The organism is Alteromonas stellipolaris (genome assembly GCF_001562115.1).
Classification (GTDB): Bacteria; Pseudomonadota; Gammaproteobacteria; order Enterobacterales; family Alteromonadaceae; genus Alteromonas; species Alteromonas stellipolaris.
Window position 1 is genome coordinate 1,047,510 of record NZ_CP013926.1, and the last position, 18,477, is coordinate 1,065,986.

Genomic DNA, 18,477 nt, shown 5'->3' on the forward strand with positions numbered 1-18,477 from the left:
GGTGCCTTTTTCATACAGTGAGAGATGTTAACTAATGGCGGTAAGTCACACCAAGATAAACATTTCTTCCACTGAATGTGGTGTTGTAAGCACGATGTGTAGAATCAGAATACTGTTCTTCACGTTCGTTAGTCAGATTCGTCGCTTCGGCGCGCAATTCCCAATGTTCTCCTAAGTGGTAGGCGATAACGGCATCTAAATACATGCTTTTTTCAAACCCAGTTTCGTCTTCATCAATGATGGTTTCGTCACCGATGCGGGCTAAATAACTATCGCGGTAGGTCGCGGATAGCCTAGCACTCAATGCGTAACTTTCCCAATATGCGGTAACGTTGGCAAGCCAAGGTGATAAATAGGGAAGTGAGGTATACTGCAGCTTTTCGCCAGTGACGGAACTAAAATATTGTACGTGTCCTTGGGTGTAGCTTAGGTTGCTTATCACACCTATCTTGTATTCAGGGTGCGTAGGCCATGACGTTTCTAGCTGGTAACTGCCCTCCAATCCATACAACCACGCGTGCTGTGTGTTAGATGCGGTAATGCGTTTTACTAGTGTATCTGCATTTATGGTGTCGCCGGTCCAGTTTGTGTATTCAGGTGTGTTTGAAAACCGCATTGTTTCAGAGGTGTAAGCAATGTAGTTATCTAAATATTTGCTAAATGCTGATAGTGAAAACTGACTGACCCCATTTGTGTATTTTTCTAATGCAATGTCTAGGTTGTAAGAGGTATAAGGACGCAAGTTTTGGTTAAAACCATACAGAGAGTTAGTCTCAGGCAAATATTCTACAGGGCGCGTAATATCATTGAGTTGGGGCCGCCCCATGGTTCGGCTCAATGCCATTCTATATAGCGTATCTTGCTGCAACTCATAGGTAATATTCAATGATGGCAGCCAGTTAATGTAGTGTATATTGGGGATGCTACTTAACAGAGCATTTTCATTGTTAACGCGTGTGTGCTCATACTCTACTCGTAACCCACTGTTAACATGCCAACGGCCGACGTCATGCTGCCATTGCGTAAATAGGGCAATGCGGGACTCGGTAACGCTACTTTGGTAGTGTGAAGGGGGTTCATGAGTAATATGGTTTATATTTTGAAGCGCTTGGGTATTGGTAGGCAGATTGAAATAACGAAATACCTTGTTGGTATCAAGGGTTAACCAGTTTAATTTAGGATGTGTGGTAAGCGCTGTACCAAGGAACGCGGGAACCGTGCTATTAATGCTAGTTACATCATCGCTAGTGGTTTCTCCGGCTGGTATGTCGTTAAAGTGCGCTTCCCACTCTTTATCTAAAAAGTTTTGAATGTTAAGCAACTCTGATTTGTTTTCAAACCTGACGGCGTCCACTCCCCATTGCCATGTACTTGTTACTGATGGCTCGAAACTCAGCGTGTATTTGGCATTTATAAACTGGGTAGAGGTAAAGTATTGCTCACTATCCAACTCTTTCATTCGCCAAAAAGAGGGGGCGGTTAAATCGTCTGAGTAGGTTATATTGGCGAAGCGGCTATCTTGACGGTAGTCAATGACGACGTCGGTAACACCTTGCATATAGGCTTTATTGCTGGTGGGGATGTCGTAAGATGCCCCTTCCAAGCCAAGTAATAGATGGCCTTTCCAAGCACTGCTAATATCATGATGTGAGTTTAATACCCATTGGTTGTAGGTTGTGGAAACGTGTTGAAAACGACTTTCTGTGCCAACTTGGGCATGTTCGTACGCCGCATAGATCAATTCGTTTTTTTCGTTCACGTCGGCAGCAGTAATAACCGTTTCGCCCGCTACAATGGGAGTGGAATTTTTGCCTCTAGGGTAAAGGTGGTACTCAAAACGGTTTCCACTTAAGCTGCCATAGAGCCAGTCGAAGGTGGTGTGCTGATGGACCGTTTTGTATTCTATCGAGGCGCCCACACCGAGCCGTTTCATATCACTTTGCCATACCGAATAGCGATTTCCCCGTGGTACGCGATATTCGCCATTATTCCAAGCAGCAGTGAAATCTGGGTCCAGCTTAGAGGTATCAGCGCCATCGGGGGGGATTTCCCGCCAGCGGAAGGTATTTGCGCCCATTTCTTGTGATTCACGAAGCCCGTAACTTATTGAGAAAAGGGCTCCCCACTTATCGTTGGTTGAAGATACCATTGCCGAAAGCTTTTTCGACAAATGATCGCTAAATTGATTATTACCTAATTGTTGAGTAACACTCCAGTTTAATCCCGGATTGTCGAATGGATGTGCCGTTTCTAGCGCTGCAATACCCGCCATGCCACCAGAAGCTTGATTCGCCGAATAACTCTTAAGAACCTGTATTTCACTAAATAAATCAGTGGAAAACAAATTCAAATCAAAGGTTCTGTCTTGTTGTTTTTGTTGCCGACTGTCCATGGGAGAATCGTTGTTTGCCAACACTGGCATGCCATTTAATGTAACTAAGGTGAAATCGGGGTTGAGCCCGCGCAGCATTATTTGACGTCCTTCACCGGCTTCTCTGGTTATCGAAATACCGGATATACGCTGCATCGATTCGGCCAAATTACGATCGGGGTAGGTGGCAATGTCGTTAGACGCAATAACGTCAGATATGACTCGATTTTCCCGTTTTCGTTTGCCAGATATATTTAACGAGGCGCGTATACCGGTTACGGCTATTTCTTCAATTGCGATATCTGCAACAGGCGTTTCACGCTCTTGAATCAGCGTGAAACCGTGTGGTTGAATTAGGTAAGCATAGCCCGTGTCATGTAACAATAACGTTAGCGACGCCGCAAGAGTGTAGTGCCCTTCAATCTTTGGCGCCTCAATATTGGCAATATCTTGTTGATTAACCGCGAAAGGGCGATTGAATTGTGTAGCAAGTGCTTGCAGGCTTAGTACGAGCGGCTGGGGCTCAAGATATACCGGTTTTGTTTCTTCATTGGTTTGCGCTGCCCGCAAAGCGAAACTTGTTATGAAAAGTGCAGGTAAGCAGAGGCACCAGCATACAACGCTCATCCGTAATAGAGAGAAATATACCGTTGAAGCGTTATTCGCTCTCATCATCTATCAGTAAAACATTAGCGAGCAGTTTCGATTAAAACAAAGCGGTCCTGGTGCTCTTCTAAGATTAATCCTTGTGCGCTAGCTAACAATTTTAGTGCTGCTTCAGGTTCGGCTACGTTGAACCGTCCGGTTAGCAAAGCGTCTTTGTTAGCAGTGATTTCTACCGGTTTTTGTAAGTAGCGAGAAAAGCGCTCTACCGCAAGGTAGAGGGGTTCATTGAAAATATCTAGCCAGCCACTTCGCCATGCCGGTAATTGATCATCCACTAATCTAAAGGTTTGGCTCCAAAGGTTGTTCTCTAGCACAATACCTTCACCTTTAGTGAGGGTATGGGTTTTGTCTGCAATAATTTTCACAATACCATCATATACACGAATAACGGTCTTATCAGAGAGTTTGTCTATGTCAAAAGCAGTACCTACTACTTCTACTTTCACTTTGTCTACGCTGACGATAAACGGCCTAGATGGCTCGTGTGCTACATCAAAATAGGCCTGCCCTTTACGTAAGCTCACTTCACGTAAAGTGGCACTATGGTTAACATTTAAATGTGAGTCACCATTTAAGTACACCGCAGAACCGTCTTTAAGCACTTGAGAAATACGCTGAGCTTTGGGGGAAGATAGCTGCATGGTTTCTGATAATAGTGCCACGGTATCATCGGCGATGTTGTGTGAGGGTGTTGGCTGGTTTAATTTTAAAAACGCGACAAGAACGGCAACCACCACAATACTTGCAGCCATGGCCCAATAGTGAGTATGGGATGTGTGAGGTTTTTTGTTCAGTGCGCTATTGCGCTTCAGGTTAGACTGTTCGCGAAGATTAGCGGCAACGTTTATTGCTGCCATTGCAACTTCAGGCTGTCCGAATGCTTGTGCAATTCGTTGAAATGCAAGTTGATGCTGCTTGTCACTTAACCACACTGATAAGGCAATTTTGCCTTTTTCGTCTAATTCGTCGAAGCGATCAAACCAATCAGCTGCCTGGTCTAAATGCTCTTGTTGTTCCATCTATGCCTCTGTTACCCGTCTACTTATTAGTAGAGTGTTTGCCGCCTAAAGTGGGGACATTAATGAGTGGGTTAGTGATTGTTTTTTTCCCAACCTGCTGCTTCTAACTTTAACGTAAGTTCTACCATGGCGCGGGTGAGGTGTTTTTTAACGGCCTCTACACTTAAATTCAATGTGCAGGCTATTTCATCTCGGCTTAGGCCATCTACTCTTCGTAGTATAAACACTTCGCGTCGCAGTGGTGTCATATCCGCGAGTACTGTCTCGATAAAGGCGAGCTTCTGTGCATTGTGGTAGCTCTTTTCGGGGCTGTCATTTGCGGCTTCAAGTTCTTCGGTTTGCCAATCTACCGACGAAGGGAGTTTTTTGCGTTGGTGATCGTAAAGGACTGACTTCGACACCGTAATCATATAAGCAAGCGGATTGTCCAGTTCGGCGTATTGCGCGCTTTTGCTAGTTCTAAGCAGAGTTTCTTGCAGTACATCGTCAGCAACGATATTGTCGTTGGTTAGCCCACGAATAAATGCCCTCAACGCGTTGTACCGCTCGAGGCCTTCGTCTGCCGATAATATTTGCCAGTCTAATGTGTTGGGTGGTTGAGTCACAAAGCAACGTATTTACACAAATAATTTAACTAAGTGTATTGCACATATATTTCATTGATGTGACGACCTTTAAGTTACCTAAATACTAGATTTAGTGTGTGTTATTCATTGCGAATATCTCTAATCCGAATTAAGCAGACAGTTTGTGATGCTCACTTTGCGGTATTGCAGCGGTACTAGGTAATACGCTGGCTATATCAGATAATTTACTTTTCACATCGATATTAAGCGGCGTAGGCTTGGACGCTAATTGTTGCATTAAGTAACTTTTCCCAGCCGCTACACCCACCTTATAATCGTGGCGAAGATCACTATCCGCGCTACCGAGTAATTTGCTCTGTAATTTAGTGCCTGCGAAAATTTGAACAATCTCGGCATCCGCTGGAGGGTTAGCAATAAAGGCTAACTCTTGCTGATAAGCTTGTTCATGTTGAACTAAATAGTTAATCGTTTTTGGGCAGTGACCTGTTGCGCAAACTAATGATTTAAGCTTGTGTAACCATGCCGATTGCGCTTGAAAATTCACATCACCAGTACGAATAACCACAATTTTTCTAGCCCCGCGTTCATAAGCCTCACGCACAGGTAAAGGCGCACCTAAACCACCATCTAAATAGTAGTCGGATTCAGGTTGTGCCTGAGGAAGCTCTGTTGTTACGCTTTCATTAACCGACACCGCGTTATAGTCAGTAGTCAGCTTTACACCTTGTTTGTATAAGAAGGGCAGCGCACTCGAGGCTTTCAACAGTTCACGCCATTGATTACCATTGCCTTTCGGGCTTAAAAAGTATGGCTTACGATCACGAGAGTTTGTGGCGGTAATGAATAGCTCACGATCTCCTAGGCTTTCTTTTGCGGCCTTGAAATCTAAAATTCGGTTGGCTTCTTTCGTTTTGTCAAAATACCAATCTAAATCGACAATATGTTTGCCCACCAGTCCGCGACCTAACTGGAAGAAACGTTTGTGTCGAGATAAACCTCGAATTAATCGTTTGGCATAGCCTTTTTGCCGGGCTAAAAAGCTTGTTAAGTTCTGTGACCCTGCTGACGTTCCAATGAACATATCGAAAGGATCGTACCCTTCTTCTAGCCAGGCATCTAACACGCCAGCTGTGAAAATCCCTCGCTGCCCACCACCTTCAGCGATGAGTGCAAGTTTCGTGCGCTCGGTGGCATAAAGAGGAAAGGACGTGGGCGCAGCAGAGGAATTCATTTCATTACCTGTTTATTAAACCTGTTTAGTTGATTTAACTAATGTAACGAAAGGTGCAGCTGTTCGAAAATTGAAAGAATGAATCGGTGTGATAGGAAAAAACCTACAGGATGTTAGCTACCTGTTGCTGTATTGCTCGCTCGATTATCAGCTTCGAATTTACAGGAAGGTATTTTGTGTGTACCTCGATAAAAATTGGCTTTGTATAAATATTTTTTATCGCCGCGTTTACTTTCTCAATAAAGGCCAGTGCTTCTGGCGTTTTACCGCATATCACGTGGCCAGATACGAACTTTGGGTTGTTCGCAATAGCGTAACTTCTCATTTCAACGGGCTGGGTATTGCCAAATGATCTATTTAGTGATGCAGGGAATATAAGTGCAAAATCAGCTTTACCTGCTGAAATAATCTTTATAAAACGGCTAAAGAATGTAGGGTTGCTCAAAGCTATTACCTGACTCTCATCAATGTTGCTTAAGTCATTATCTACCCGCTCACCATAAGAATAGGTTTCTGGCAGCACAATAGCTGATGCGTTAAATGCATTTAAAGCCTTGTGAATGCTGACTACTTCGCCATTCTCGTTTAGTAATTCTGGAGCCAAAGGCGGAAGTGAGGCGAGCTGATACAGTTGTTGCGTTTGAAAGAAGTTTAGCGGCAAAGAAAAAGTATACTTCTTTTCTCGCTCGGCTGATTTTATCTTGTTGATCACACAAACAGATTCGCCATTATCTATCTGTTGGAATGAACGTTTAAGTGAGACTTCTAAAATAGGCTTGTCGTAGCCTATGGCATGAACCAATAATTGCGCGGTGTCTACACTGGCCGAAAAAGGGGAGTGTGGTTGATTAATTCTGCTTGTTAAATTGTGATCGTCAGTATGAAGCGTTATTGAAGATGTATTAATAACGTTTCCACTCACCAACCCTGAAATAAATAAGCTGAAAAAGAAAGTGGCCAAAAAGGCGAAAAAGCGCATAGAGAGAAAAGTTGGTTACTCTTAATTACTATGCGTGAAGGGTAAACCTATTTCACTATTTTTAAAATACTTGATAGTAAAGATATGGGGTTTATATACACCTAACTCCCCATCACATTAAATAAGGCCAAGCCGTTATTTTTCGAAATATGAACCGAAACTACCTGTTATATGTACGAAATGTAATGTTGTAGATTGTAAAAAGACAAAGGAAGCCTTATGAATTGTATGTCTAAATTATTGGTTGGCGCCGCGGCCGCTATCGTTGTTACCACGGGAACGGTGCAAGCTGAAGCAGTATCTTCTCACAATGTAATGCAGGCGCAAGCTCACGCGTACAACAAACAGCAACTTCTTGAAATGGTCAACCGTGCTGATGTGCAGGAAAAATTGGTAAGCTTAGGTGTATCACAGGGCGATGCTGTTTCTCGTATAAATGGTATGACTAACAGTGAAATAGCGCAGCTTAACAGCCAACTGAATGATGCACCTGCAGGTGGTGTAGTGGGTGCAGTAATGACGGTGCTAGCCATTATCGCAATTTTGGATTTAGTAGGTGTAACCGACGTATATCCCTTTATTCGTCCAATAAATAGTTAACATGAATTTTGATGTATTCTTCAAGGCCTGCTTTTTTGCAGGCTTTTTAATACTAAGCGGGTGCCAGGGAACGCCGCAGGCCGATCGTATCGCGCTACACCAACCTACTGGTGTGCCATTACGCCACACTATTGATAGGGTTCCGTTTTATGCTCAAGAACAGTTTTACTGTGGCCCCACCACATTATCTGAAGTATTCGAGTATTACGGCCACAGTGTCAGTGCGAATGACTTAGCGCCCCAAATATTTATTCCTGATAAAGAAGGCAGCTTACAGCTAGAAATGATTGCGGCAACGCGCCAGTATAATTTTTTACCTTATACCGAACGGGGTACGCTGACTAAATTAATGCAGTTAGTGAGTAGTGATATACCTGTCATTGTATTTCAAAACTTATCTATTCAACTGCTACCCCAATGGCACTATGCGGTAGTGACAGGTTTCGATTTAACCACACGCACAATAACCTTGCATACAGGCGTTACTCCCAACCACATGATGTCCTTCGAACTATTTGAAAAAACATGGGGTAGAGGAAATTATTGGCTACTTGCACCCGTTCCCTTGAATATAACCAGCGGTAGCATGAACCCGTTTACTTATGTCAGTGCTGCGTACGATATGCTAGAAGTGGGTAAAGGCGAGCAAGCTGCGGCTTTTTTACAAACTGCTACCAAGCAGTGGCCTAATCAATGGTTAGCCTATTTCTTATTAGGTAATTACTATTTAGAAGAACAGCCAGAGAAAGCGGTAGAATGGTTTGAGCAGGGGTATCAGGTAGGTCAAAATCAAGCAGCCTACATGAACAATTATGCTTACGCCCTTGCCAGAAGTGACAATCTAACGCGTGCGCTAACAGTCATTAATGAAGCCTTGTTGCGGTTTCCTGACGATGACAATGTAAAGAAAACCGCGTTAACCATAAAAGCAGATGAGTGACTACTGCCAGTAGTTGATTGTTATCTTTGGCTGATAATTAATTGCAAAGCGCACATGTTTTTAAACTCAAGCTTTTAAATCAGGCCCTAATGCATAATTGACCCAATAGCAGGTGATTCTTTGACTTTTGCTGCGCTATTGAGGTTACCTAATTCGCTAGCTTCTTCAACTAGTGCGGTCATCGCGTTAATGATATCAAGAAAATTGGAAAGCTGGTCATGAGACAAATCCTTAGATAGCGTTTCAATTTTACTAACAAGCTGTTTAGTGGGTAAGCGCATAGTGTCAAAATCTCGTTGTTTAGTGCGTATTACGCAGTTATTTGGTCAATACCTGCCCTTGAACTTTCAATTAGCTTGCCAACTTTTTTTGACGCAACCCTTACGATAAAAAGTGCATAGTTAATACAAAAAAGAAAAGCCAGCTGAATAGCAGCTGGCTTTATAGATGGGAACGCTAAGCTTAATAATTAGAAACTATATCTAACGCCTACTTTTATTCTCCAAGTCGACTGCTCTTCATCAAACGAATTATAGTTGCTGGTGTCAGTACCACCATAGGCTTCTGAGTAAACATACTGGCCCGCATCATTAATGTCATAATCGAACAATATTTGTTGTGGGTAGCTTAAATCATATACCTTACCCCAATCACTATTTAGCAGGTTGGCGAAGTTATCGATGTTCAGATAAATGCGCCCTTTATGGCCCTCAACAAAACCAGGGATTTCTTGCGAAATCGCCAAATCTACTGTGGTTATCCATGGTTGGGTCGATGAATATTTACTTACATAACCGCCAGCACTGCCGGCTACACCTGCTTGCTCAGCAATAGCCATGATTTCGTCGTAACTAAGGCCACTGGAGAAATCAATTGCTGCGTCGTTAGCACCCGATGGAATGTAAGGTAAATAAACGTCTGAATCGTCAAATTCAGACTGGTCACCCAACCCCCCGTCTTGGTATGCACCTAGTACCCAAGAGAAAGGCTGACCAGAACGGCGTTCAAAGAATAAATTAACGTTAGTGTTGTAGCCGTCGAAAAACTGGTGGGTGTAACCAAGATTCACTAGAAAACGGTGTTTGATTTCGTAATAAGCCGTGCCCACTAAAGGGTCGTTACGATTAACTGTAACTTCATACTGATAGTTGGATTCCGCCGTTGAACTTGTACCAGGGTTCACCTCAGTAATATCTTGATGAGTATAAGAGGTATTGAGGCTTAAACCGTTATCCCATTGCTTAGCCAGCGCAGTGGTAAATATAATGCTGCGGCCGCCATCATCAGAATTGGTTAGCTGTATATCGTAGTTATCTTCATATTCAGTACCATCATAAACGTTGTCCCAAATAATACGGCCATCTGGGGTACTGTTACCATTATCGATACGAGACAAGTCTTCCCAGTAAGCCGCATTTTGGCGGTCAACGTAAGTTAATTCAGTCGTCCACGCAAAGTTATCTCCTAGGGTAGGGATGTCGAAAGTGTAGTCTGCAGCAATCTGATAACGCCAGTCAGAAGGCAATTCAAAATCAGGATCGATTGAGTTAGTGCTTCCCGCTCCTTGCATTAACGCACTTTGTGCTTCAGTAGGAACTGAAGTGAAGTCTACCGAACTTGCGTCAAGGCTAGAAAAGGATACTGAGTCATTGGTTACACCATCGGTGGTGTATGCGTTAGAGATCCACACCAGTGGCATACCACCATAGAAACGGCCGGCACCACCTCGTAGAGTTAAGTCGTCATTGATATCCCAGTTAAAACTTACCCGAGGAAGGAAAATATCGAAGCCATCAAGATTTTCGGTATTAGTAAAGCCGTAAGTGTTGCTGAAGTTATCGTTTAGCTGAGGAGAATCTTCAACGGTAAGATATTCGTATCGCAAGCCTGCCGTAACAGTAAAGTCGTCGAATAACTCATACGTGGCATCGCCATAAAGCGAGTAAACAGTACTTTCAACATTATAGGCAAGATCTTCAACATCGTTGGTATACGCATTAGCGTATTCGAAATAATAAATTTCCTGATTAGCGAATGCCTCAGTATCATCAAAATACCACGTACCTAAAGAGTCTCGGCCGTAAAGATTGTAGTTCCATGTGTTTTCTATTTCGGTACCGAATTTGTACTCAATATCTCCCGCTAAATAAGTCGCGTGGAAGGCGAAGTTCCACACTTCATTTGCGAGGACATTGGCATGACGGTTCTCATCCGCCCCACCAACTATGCTGTAGCCACTGTCTGAACCCGCGGCAGTGTCGATATTGATTTCACCCCAATCGGAAGCTGTAACAGAAGCTTGCTCAAATTCTTTGTATGAAAGACTTACTTCTGTTTGAAGGTTATTTGACCAATCTGAATAAACGTGGGCAGTGTAATATGTATTTTTCTGCGCTAAGGTCCAAGCACTTGATGATAATAGGATAGTTTCTGAATCGTCGTTATAGTTTTGTGCTGCGGTATTTTCTTGATAGCTATAGGTAAAATCAGCACGGTGGTCGTTGTTAATATTCCAATCTAGTTTGATGAGATATTTTTCGTCTTCGTCTGCATCGGGTGCGCCTGCAATCGAATCTTCAAGGCCGTAAGTGTCACTGAGGGCAGAAATCACTTCTTCAGCCGCACTGACAAGTTCCGTAGGGTATGCAGAAGCGTTAAAGCCAGTATCAATTTCTTCTTCCCATTTTTCATAAGAACCAAAGAAGAAAAGCTTATCTTTTATTAACGGGCCACCTAATGTAAAGCCGTAAGACGATTCGTCGTTATCAACATCATAGTCGGTGTTGTAAAGTTTTGTGTCTTTTGCAGTACCAGAAAAAGGGACTTCTTCATAGAAAGCGGTACCATGAAATTCGTTGGTACCAGACTTGGTGACCACATTCACATTACCGCCACCAAACTTACCTGCACGAGCGCTGAAAGGCGTAAATTCGACAGAGACTTGGCTGATGGCGTCTAAGGATACCGGAGGACGTGACGTAGGATAGCCATTGCTCTGCAGGCCAAAGGTGTCGTTTACCCCTACACCATCAACAGTGAATGTGTTGTATTTAGGATTCGAGCCCGCAATACTTAACTCTTCACCATCAGCACTAACAACAGCTAGTGGGTTGGAACGAACAATATCTTTGATGTCGCGGTTAAAGGTGGGCATGTTTTCAATGGCAGATTCGCCAAACACTGAATTCGACCCGTTATTTGAGAAGAAGTCGCGAGTACCGGTAACCGTAACACGCTCTATATCTGAGACAGATTGAAGTGCTGCATCTAGTTCAAATGTGTCGTTTAGTTCTAAATACACACCTTCAATAACACGACTTTGGAACTTTTCTGACTCGACTACAATCATATAAGGACCACCAACACGTAAACCACGTGCTGAGAATGTTCCTTCTTCATTAACGGTTATCTCTTTTACCGTACCTGAGGGCTGGTGAATGATGGTAATAGCGCTGCCTACCGCGGGGTTACCTTGAGGACCCAATATGGTTCCTCGCATAGACGATGATTGACCAGTGGCTGCAACGGCTGTTGTTGCGACCCCAATAGACAATGCCACAGCCATCGCGATGCGATTGAACTGAATCTTATTATTCATGTGTGTCTCGTTGTAGATCAAGGTTGGGTTCTGTGCCCAGCTAGCCACGCATGCTGAAATGAGCACAGTCGTATTACTGCTGCCTAAGAAAGCGCAACTGTTGGCTTTATATATCTCTTAGTTATTTTTTACGGCTTAATTTTGATTTTTTAACCTTATGAAATAAAAGGTTATTTGAGCTTTTCGGGAGGGTTTGGGTCAATCGCTTTTACGTGTTTTTACATGCTTTACATGTATTTACTCAATGGCTAGGTTGAATTGCGTTAAACCTACAATACATGAGAGGAAATACGAGCTAACTAGTAAAGCCAGCTAATCGGTTGAAATCCGACTTCATTGCTTTTGGCATGAAGTCAAAAAGTGCTTTCACCCTAGCGGCGTTTTCTAGATCTTTGTGGGTCATCATCTGAATCGACCAGACTTTACTAGACAGATTTTCGTTTGAGTCGCTACCCAGCCCTTAGGCACCATAACCTAACTCCTGTAAGTAGCCTTTCATCTCTACTTCAAGCTGATTCAACTCTCTTTGTAGTTGTAAACGTTCAGCCTGCACAGCTACTAAGTCAATTTCAGCCACTTCTTCAAATGTATCCACATAACGAGGGATATTGAGATTAAAGTCATTTCTTTCTATTTCATCAAATGACGCTAAATAGGCATATTTATCAACGATCTCGCGGGTTTCATATGTGCCAATAATCTTCTGAATATTTTTTTCTGTAAGCTGGTTCTGGACTTTTCCTGGCTTAAACTCACGGCTAGCATCAATGAATAGTACATTCTCATCGGCTTTATCTTTTTTAAAAATTAGAATCACCGCAGGAATGCCTGTACCGAAGAATAGTTTTTCTGGTAGGCCAATAACTGCATCAAGTAAGTTTTCTTTTATGAGTTGTTTGCGGATCATACCTTCGCTTGCGCCTCTAAAAAGAACACCATGTGGAACTACAACCCCCATTCGGCCAGATTCAGGCTTTAACGTTTCTATCATATGGCTGATAAACGCATAGTCACCTTTAAGTCTTGGTGGAATACCTCTGTGAAAACGAGCAAATTTATCATTTGCTGCGTCTTCGTATCCCCAATTACTTAATGAGAATGGAGGGTTCGCAGCAACAACGTCAAAGTGCAATAATCCAGAACCGTCTTTATTAAGTAGCATTGGTTGGCGAATTGTATCTCCCCATACAATGTGGTGATTTTCCTCACCATGAAGGAACATATTCATCTTGGCAAGTGCCCAAGTAGAACCTAAAGCTTCTTGTCCAAAAAGCTCGTACTTGTGAGGGCCATTAAAGTTGCTTCGGATCATTCTTCCACACTTAATTAAAAGCGACCCTGATCCACATACTGGGTCACAAATTTGATCACCTTCTTGTGGAGCAAGTATTGCCGCTAACAGATCCGATATTTCTGGCGGGGTATAGTATTCACCTGCTGCCTTACCACCAATCTCAGCAAACTTCTTAATCAAGTATTCATAAGTGTTGCCAATAATATCATTTGAGCCGACTCGACTTGGGCGCAAGTCTAAAACCTCACTACCGAAGTCTTCTACTAAATGGCGAAGCCTTTCGTTCTTTTGCTTTTCGGAGCCTAGCTTGTCAATATTAAAACTGATGTCTTGGAAAACATTTTTTAACTTGTCTCCATTTGCTTTTTCTATGGCGAAAAGTGCTTGGTCGAAACGTTGTCCGCTTCCCGCTTCATGACGTTTTTCATATAAATCCCAAAAGCTTGCACCTTCAGGCAATACAAAACGTTGCTTTGTCATTATTTCATGAATTAAGTCAGGCTGATCACCATATTGTTCTAGTAACTTGTCGTATTCATCCCGGTAAACATCAGAAATAGACTTCAAGAAAAACATAGCCAATATTAAATCTCTATAGACTGAAGCATGGATTGCCCCTCTAAAGATATCGCAAGCAGCCCATACAGCTTTGTTAATTTCATCTTGGTTAATCTGAAGATGTCTCATTTAAGTTTACCTGTATACAGTTCTTCACATATACCCTGGCTCATAGTATCTCCATTGCTAATCAGTTGTTGATAAATTGCTCGCTGCTGGAACCAGTTAGATTGAATATTAGCAATTTTTTGTTGAACTCTTAGGTCAGGTAAACTCATTTCCATTTCACCCAAAATTTTGGAACTAATTTTGTTTATATTGGAACCTTCATTTTTGCTTTCAAAATAGCGCTTTCCAAATGTAGAATTCAAATACCAATTTAAATAATGAGGGCTGACCCTGTTTGGGTCACATGAAATAACCGCCACCTGGTTTGTTGTAACGGCACTATAATCTTTATCAAATACTGCTGATGAAAAAACAGGCCCTCTCAGTCTGATAAGTATTTCGCCTTTACTTATAATATGTTTGCTAGGGTCTGATTCAGGATTTACGACGGGCGGGGATAAATTACTATTTAAGCCTTCGGCGACTATGTCTTTCGCTTGAATCAAGGATACGATGCCTAATTCTCCCAAGTCATTGATAGCAGACTTGAAGGCCATACCTAATCGAATTTGTGTAAAATCTTTCAATTTTTCCATAGAGTTTTAAGGGGGATTACTCCCCCTTATCCTTAGAAACCGAAAAAGTCACTTGTTGCTCAAATTGAAACTCTCCAACACTACCGCTTGTGTGCCATTCAAACGAGATGTGCGGGATAGTTTGAAAAATACTTATAAAACAGGTATTTAAAATAAATCGCTTTAAGTACCTAGAATTTTTGTGTTTCTTTTGATATTTTGTGTCTTGCATAGGCTCACTCCTGTTAGTTAATGCGCCGTCTATAAATCACGAACTAAGTACCAGTTAGAACGTGATTTAATCCAAGTTAGTAGTACGGCGCTACTACTTAACTTGGTTGTAGATTAACCTCAAATATGACATATGACAAGTAGTAGAAGCCTACTATTTTTTATTGATCTTATATAGTTCCTCCCGAATCCTTTTATTATGATAGTTAAATCAACTAGTTATGGGTTGATTGTATTAAGAAGAAAATTTCAAAAAACTGCATTTTTTTGTTTAAACGTAAAATAATGAATGGATATTTGAGTTAAACTTGGCAAAGTTTTAATGCTAAGTTAGAGGATTCTTGGAAAATACGAACTAAAAGGATGCAAAAACTAATATTTGATTTATATAACCTAGTTAAATACTAATACCTACTATCCTTTATCAATTTGAAAACTCATTTAACCGCCTATTTCCAAATCAATTTCGGGAACTAATTCACCGACTTTACATTCTAGCGCTTTTGCGATCCTACATAATTTAATCACAGTCACATATACAGCGGGCTACATTGAAAGCGCCAAGGCTGCACTAGAGTTAGCTTATAAATCTCTTGGCGCGGTACATGGTGCGCGAACAAAAGTTAATGACAATTCTGCGTGGTCAAAAGAAAATCTAAGAACTTGCTGAGTTTGGTGAAAAAATATGGACAGAATTTTAGCCGTATTAGATAGCGCAAGAACAAAACTTGGATCTGGTATCAAAAGTGTCGAGCAGGCAATGAGCGAATCACTTGGCAAGCCTAATCCTGCACTAGCCCAAGAAATTAGAGCGCACATCAAAACTTTGGACAGAACGGCAATAGCTGAATTAGTGCAAAAGTTTTTTGCTGAAAAGAATTATGAAGTAGTGAATGCAATAATTGATGCACCAGCATTTTTGTCTGGGATTACTACAGAAGAACGTGAGAACTACAAACGCAAGCTACACGAGACTACTAACCCCGAGCTTGTTAAACGCGTAAAAGTTATGAAGTCTGCACTTTCTATTATGGAGAGTAGAGGCCCACTTGTCATGGTTTAAACTGAAAAGGCTATGGGCGCTGACTTTGACTTTATTAAAAAGGTACGTAGTGAAGAAAGTGCATCGCGACGCGCCCTGATTATTAAAGACCACGAAGAAAGCCAAGCCTGATCTATTGTTGATCTTTTCAGGAGGGGAAAATTATGTCAGAGCCAGCAGTAAGTGGAAGTAAAGCTTGGGTAAAAGGAATGAAGTCACTCAATCCAAATGGGCGTCCAAAGGGAATAGTAGATCGAAGAGCAAAGATTATCGAGAGCATGTTAACGGATGCATCGGATATAGTTGAAGCGGTAGTTGCCAAAGCAAAGAAGGGTGATGTGCAAGCTGCACACCTAATTATTTCGCGGGTATTACCCACATTAGCAGTGCAGAGCGAAAAGGTTGAGTTCGAGCTCGACACCGCTGTGCCTTTAGCGGAGTAAACGGAGCAAGTTTTAGCGGCAACCTCAAAGGGCATTTTGTCACCTGACAGTGCGCAGCGAATTATTCAGATCATTGGTGCACTTGGTGAAATCCGCCATCTTGAATATATTGAAGATCGTTTAGCTGCTCTGGAGGGCAATGCCAATGTCTAAGATCAATATAGAAGAACGCTTCATCATCCCGACAAACAAGATGAAAGAGTTTGCGCCAGTGTTATATAGATTTATACCACAGGACTTCTTTCGGCTGATTAAGTTCTACGATGATTGTGGTCAAATGTTTTGGCCACATGATAAGCATTAAAAGAATGCTCGCTGCCTTTTACTTCAAACAGGGCAGGGAGTATTTAATTTGGTATATGAGGACAAGATAGAAACGCTTTTTGATAACAGTGATAAGAATATTCCAGCTACCTGTATTCGCTGTGATGTGCCTGCAAATGAGCTGGCCAGTTTTATGGGACCAGAGCTTGGGATTGCCAGTTTTATTGCTGTTCGCCATCCACATCACAACCAGCGTGTTGAGATGCTATGTATGCTTGCTGATATTTACTTCCCGAGTAAAGATAATGCGGCATAGCTCGAAAGCGAAAGTGCTGCAACGGATTGCAGCACTTGAACAAAGTAGGACAAGGAAGACTAATAAGCCGATTGCGTTGTTTCCAGAACGAACACTTGTCGAACATTGGGGGCGTCATGCTGCGGCCATGCAAATAATCCTTAAACAGAATGTGATTGAAGCTACTCCACCGGACTACGGGGAGCTTCGAGTTGTAAAACTAATTCCTCACACCTAGCCTACCGCGTTAGCGAAACCCTTACTTGCAGATTCTTACCGTACATGGTTCACTTTCTCTTTCGAAAGCATTTAGTATGGAACCTCACGAATGGAGCAAGAAATAAGTAAGGAAATGATAGGATTGTATGGAGCTATTGGCGGTGCAGTTCTAACGCTAATAGGAACGATCATATCTCAAGTTCTAACTGTAATTAAAGACTACCAAGTTGCTAAATCAAATCGAGAAGATAAGAAGTCGGAAAGGGAATTCGAGAGAGGAAGTCGGGAGAAAGTTGAGTTAGTGGTAACCTTCCAAAAATGCCTATCATCTTTAGGGGTATTTATTCAGAAGGTAAGCTCGACACCAAATAAAGAACCAAGTTACTTCCAAGATGAAATAACAGCAGTTCAAAATAGCATATCCGAGTTGGCTGTGAAATTTATTGATAAAGACTTAGAAAATGACCTTATTAGTTTTATTCAGTTCCCGAGTGAAGATCATGCTATATATTTAAGAGGTCGAATTACTACTATTCTTGAAAACAATTCGGAAATCGGTGCTAAAGTTCTGTCATCCGCAAATGACAACGACCAACAAGATCAAACAGGATTTTCAGTACTAATAAGCTCTGCGTATCGGCAAAAGCATTTTGAACTGACTGGTGTAATGTTAGAAGGCAGAACAATCTTTAGTTACAAACCTGAAGCGCTAAGCCCTGAAGTTCGAAAGCTATTAGTGAAGGTATACTTTTTCGGAACAGAATTTGGGTTACGCAATCTTCAACCACTTTACGTTCCTGGCGGGCCAAATATCAAAATAGCTAAAACAGCATGGCACGCCGATTTTAATCCAGATGACAAAGATGCAGAGTTTATTTTTAATGAATGGATGAATGAATATAGGCGGGTCGAGGCTAGTTATACTTCGAAATGATAAAACTTTGAAACCGATAAATTAAAAAGCCCTAGACAGTAATGCCTAGGGCTTTAATTTGGTGGCCCAACCCTGACTTGAACAGGGGACCTGCCGATTATGAGTCGGATGCTCTAACCAACTGAGCTATTGGGCCGAAAACTTTTTATTTTACTTACAACAGGCTTACTCAATTTTCGAGTAGGTTTTTACTCTTTAGTAACCTATTGTTTTTAATCTATTTTATCTCTTTCTAAATGACCAGCGCAACTTATTATGAGTCGGATGCTCTAACCAACTGAGCTATGGGGCCATATTTGAAATGCGTTTGCATTAATACGCGAAACGTATCAATGAAAAGCGAGCGCAAGTATAAGCAGTTTTATTTGCCTTGTCACGCCTAGGGTTAGGCTTTGTGAACAGTTTGCTTTATTTTTGTTCAGCTTTGCACGCATTTGTGATGAATTTGCATTCTTATCACCTTCTTTATCTTAGTCGGTAACCTCAATCCTTGACGAGCCAGCCACATTGGCAGCACTATGAA

General features: G+C 42.0%; 16 protein-coding genes and 1 tRNA gene. 7 read left to right on the forward strand and 10 right to left on the reverse strand.

Annotation, left to right across the window (positions count from 1 at the left end):
* Positions 1-31: 31 nt before the first annotated feature.
* From AVL57_RS04285 to AVL57_RS04305, 5 genes are all read right to left on the reverse strand, one after another.
* Positions 32-2,941 carry a TonB-dependent receptor gene (locus AVL57_RS04285; RefSeq protein WP_057793607.1) on the reverse strand — a complete coding sequence of 970 codons (2,910 nt, stop codon included), beginning with the start codon at positions 2,939-2,941 and terminating at the stop codon, positions 32-34.
* A 119-nt stretch (positions 2,942-3,060) separates the two neighbouring features.
* The gene (locus AVL57_RS04290; protein WP_057793605.1) at positions 3,061-4,056 is read right to left on the reverse strand and encodes a FecR family protein; all 996 of its coding nucleotides are present in this window, start codon (positions 4,054-4,056) and stop codon (positions 3,061-3,063) included.
* A 71-nt stretch (positions 4,057-4,127) separates the two neighbouring features.
* Positions 4,128-4,661, reverse strand: a complete 534-nt coding sequence (locus AVL57_RS04295) for an RNA polymerase sigma factor (RefSeq protein WP_057793603.1) — start codon at positions 4,659-4,661, stop codon at positions 4,128-4,130.
* A 130-nt stretch (positions 4,662-4,791) separates the two neighbouring features.
* Positions 4,792-5,874, reverse strand: a complete 1,083-nt coding sequence (locus AVL57_RS04300) for a patatin-like phospholipase family protein (protein ID WP_057793601.1) — start codon at positions 5,872-5,874, stop codon at positions 4,792-4,794.
* A gap of 103 nt (positions 5,875-5,977) precedes the next feature.
* Positions 5,978-6,853 (reverse strand): hypothetical protein, encoded by an 876-nt coding sequence (locus AVL57_RS04305; RefSeq protein ID WP_057793599.1) that lies wholly within the window; start codon positions 6,851-6,853, stop codon positions 5,978-5,980.
* Between the two features lie 228 nt (positions 6,854-7,081).
* Here AVL57_RS04305 and AVL57_RS04310 point away from each other — a divergent pair, with 228 nt between their 5' ends.
* Together AVL57_RS04310 and AVL57_RS04315 are read left to right on the forward strand one after the other, a co-directional pair.
* Entirely contained in the window at positions 7,082-7,453 is a 372-nt protein-coding gene (locus AVL57_RS04310; protein WP_057796328.1) for a PA2779 family protein, read from the forward strand.
* Position 7,454: 1 nt separating this feature from the next.
* Complete coding sequence (locus tag AVL57_RS04315) at positions 7,455-8,393, forward strand: PA2778 family cysteine peptidase (RefSeq protein WP_057793597.1); 939 nt, start codon at positions 7,455-7,457, stop codon at positions 8,391-8,393.
* Between the two features lie 86 nt (positions 8,394-8,479).
* Here AVL57_RS04315 and AVL57_RS04320 read toward each other — a convergent pair whose 3' ends face one another.
* The 4 genes from AVL57_RS04320 to AVL57_RS04335 form a co-directional block, all read right to left on the reverse strand.
* Positions 8,480-8,674 (reverse strand): hypothetical protein, encoded by a 195-nt coding sequence (locus tag AVL57_RS04320; protein ID WP_057793595.1) that lies wholly within the window; start codon positions 8,672-8,674, stop codon positions 8,480-8,482.
* Between the two features lie 188 nt (positions 8,675-8,862).
* Complete coding sequence (locus AVL57_RS04325) at positions 8,863-11,991, reverse strand: TonB-dependent receptor (RefSeq protein WP_057793593.1); 3,129 nt, start codon at positions 11,989-11,991, stop codon at positions 8,863-8,865.
* Positions 11,992-12,451: 460 nt separating this feature from the next.
* Positions 12,452-13,972 (reverse strand): type I restriction-modification system subunit M, encoded by a 1,521-nt coding sequence (locus AVL57_RS04330; protein WP_057793591.1) that lies wholly within the window; start codon positions 13,970-13,972, stop codon positions 12,452-12,454.
* Positions 13,969-14,547: a restriction endonuclease subunit S gene (locus AVL57_RS04335; RefSeq protein WP_057793589.1), complete on the reverse strand. Its 579-nt coding sequence runs from the start codon at positions 14,545-14,547 to the stop codon at positions 13,969-13,971. Before AVL57_RS04335 ends, AVL57_RS04330 begins: the two co-directional genes overlap by 4 nt.
* An 895-nt stretch (positions 14,548-15,442) precedes the next feature.
* Between AVL57_RS04335 and AVL57_RS04345 the strand changes: the two genes are divergently transcribed.
* The 5 genes from AVL57_RS04345 (at position 15,443) to AVL57_RS04365 (ending at position 17,954) form a co-directional block, all read left to right on the forward strand.
* Entirely contained in the window at positions 15,443-15,820 is a 378-nt protein-coding gene (locus AVL57_RS04345; protein ID WP_057793585.1) for a hypothetical protein, read from the forward strand.
* Positions 15,821-15,963: 143 nt separating this feature from the next.
* On the forward strand, positions 15,964-16,242 hold the full coding sequence (locus AVL57_RS04350; protein ID WP_057793582.1) for a DUF5681 domain-containing protein: 279 nt from the start codon (positions 15,964-15,966) through the stop codon (positions 16,240-16,242).
* A gap of 352 nt (positions 16,243-16,594) precedes the next feature.
* Positions 16,595-16,822, forward strand: coding sequence for a hypothetical protein (locus AVL57_RS04355; RefSeq protein WP_057793579.1), 228 nt, complete (start codon positions 16,595-16,597; stop codon positions 16,820-16,822).
* Complete coding sequence (locus tag AVL57_RS04360) at positions 16,812-17,039, forward strand: hypothetical protein (RefSeq protein ID WP_057793577.1); 228 nt, start codon at positions 16,812-16,814, stop codon at positions 17,037-17,039. The genes AVL57_RS04355 and AVL57_RS04360 overlap by 11 nt, the downstream gene beginning before the upstream one ends.
* A gap of 90 nt (positions 17,040-17,129) precedes the next feature.
* Positions 17,130-17,954 carry a hypothetical protein gene (locus AVL57_RS04365; RefSeq protein WP_057793575.1) on the forward strand — a complete coding sequence of 275 codons (825 nt, stop codon included), beginning with the start codon at positions 17,130-17,132 and terminating at the stop codon, positions 17,952-17,954.
* 59 nt (positions 17,955-18,013) lie between these two features.
* On the opposite strand, the gene AVL57_RS04370 is transcribed toward AVL57_RS04365, so the two are convergent.
* Positions 18,014-18,090, reverse strand: a tRNA-Ile gene (locus AVL57_RS04370).
* Between the last annotated feature and the right edge of the window lie 387 nt (positions 18,091-18,477).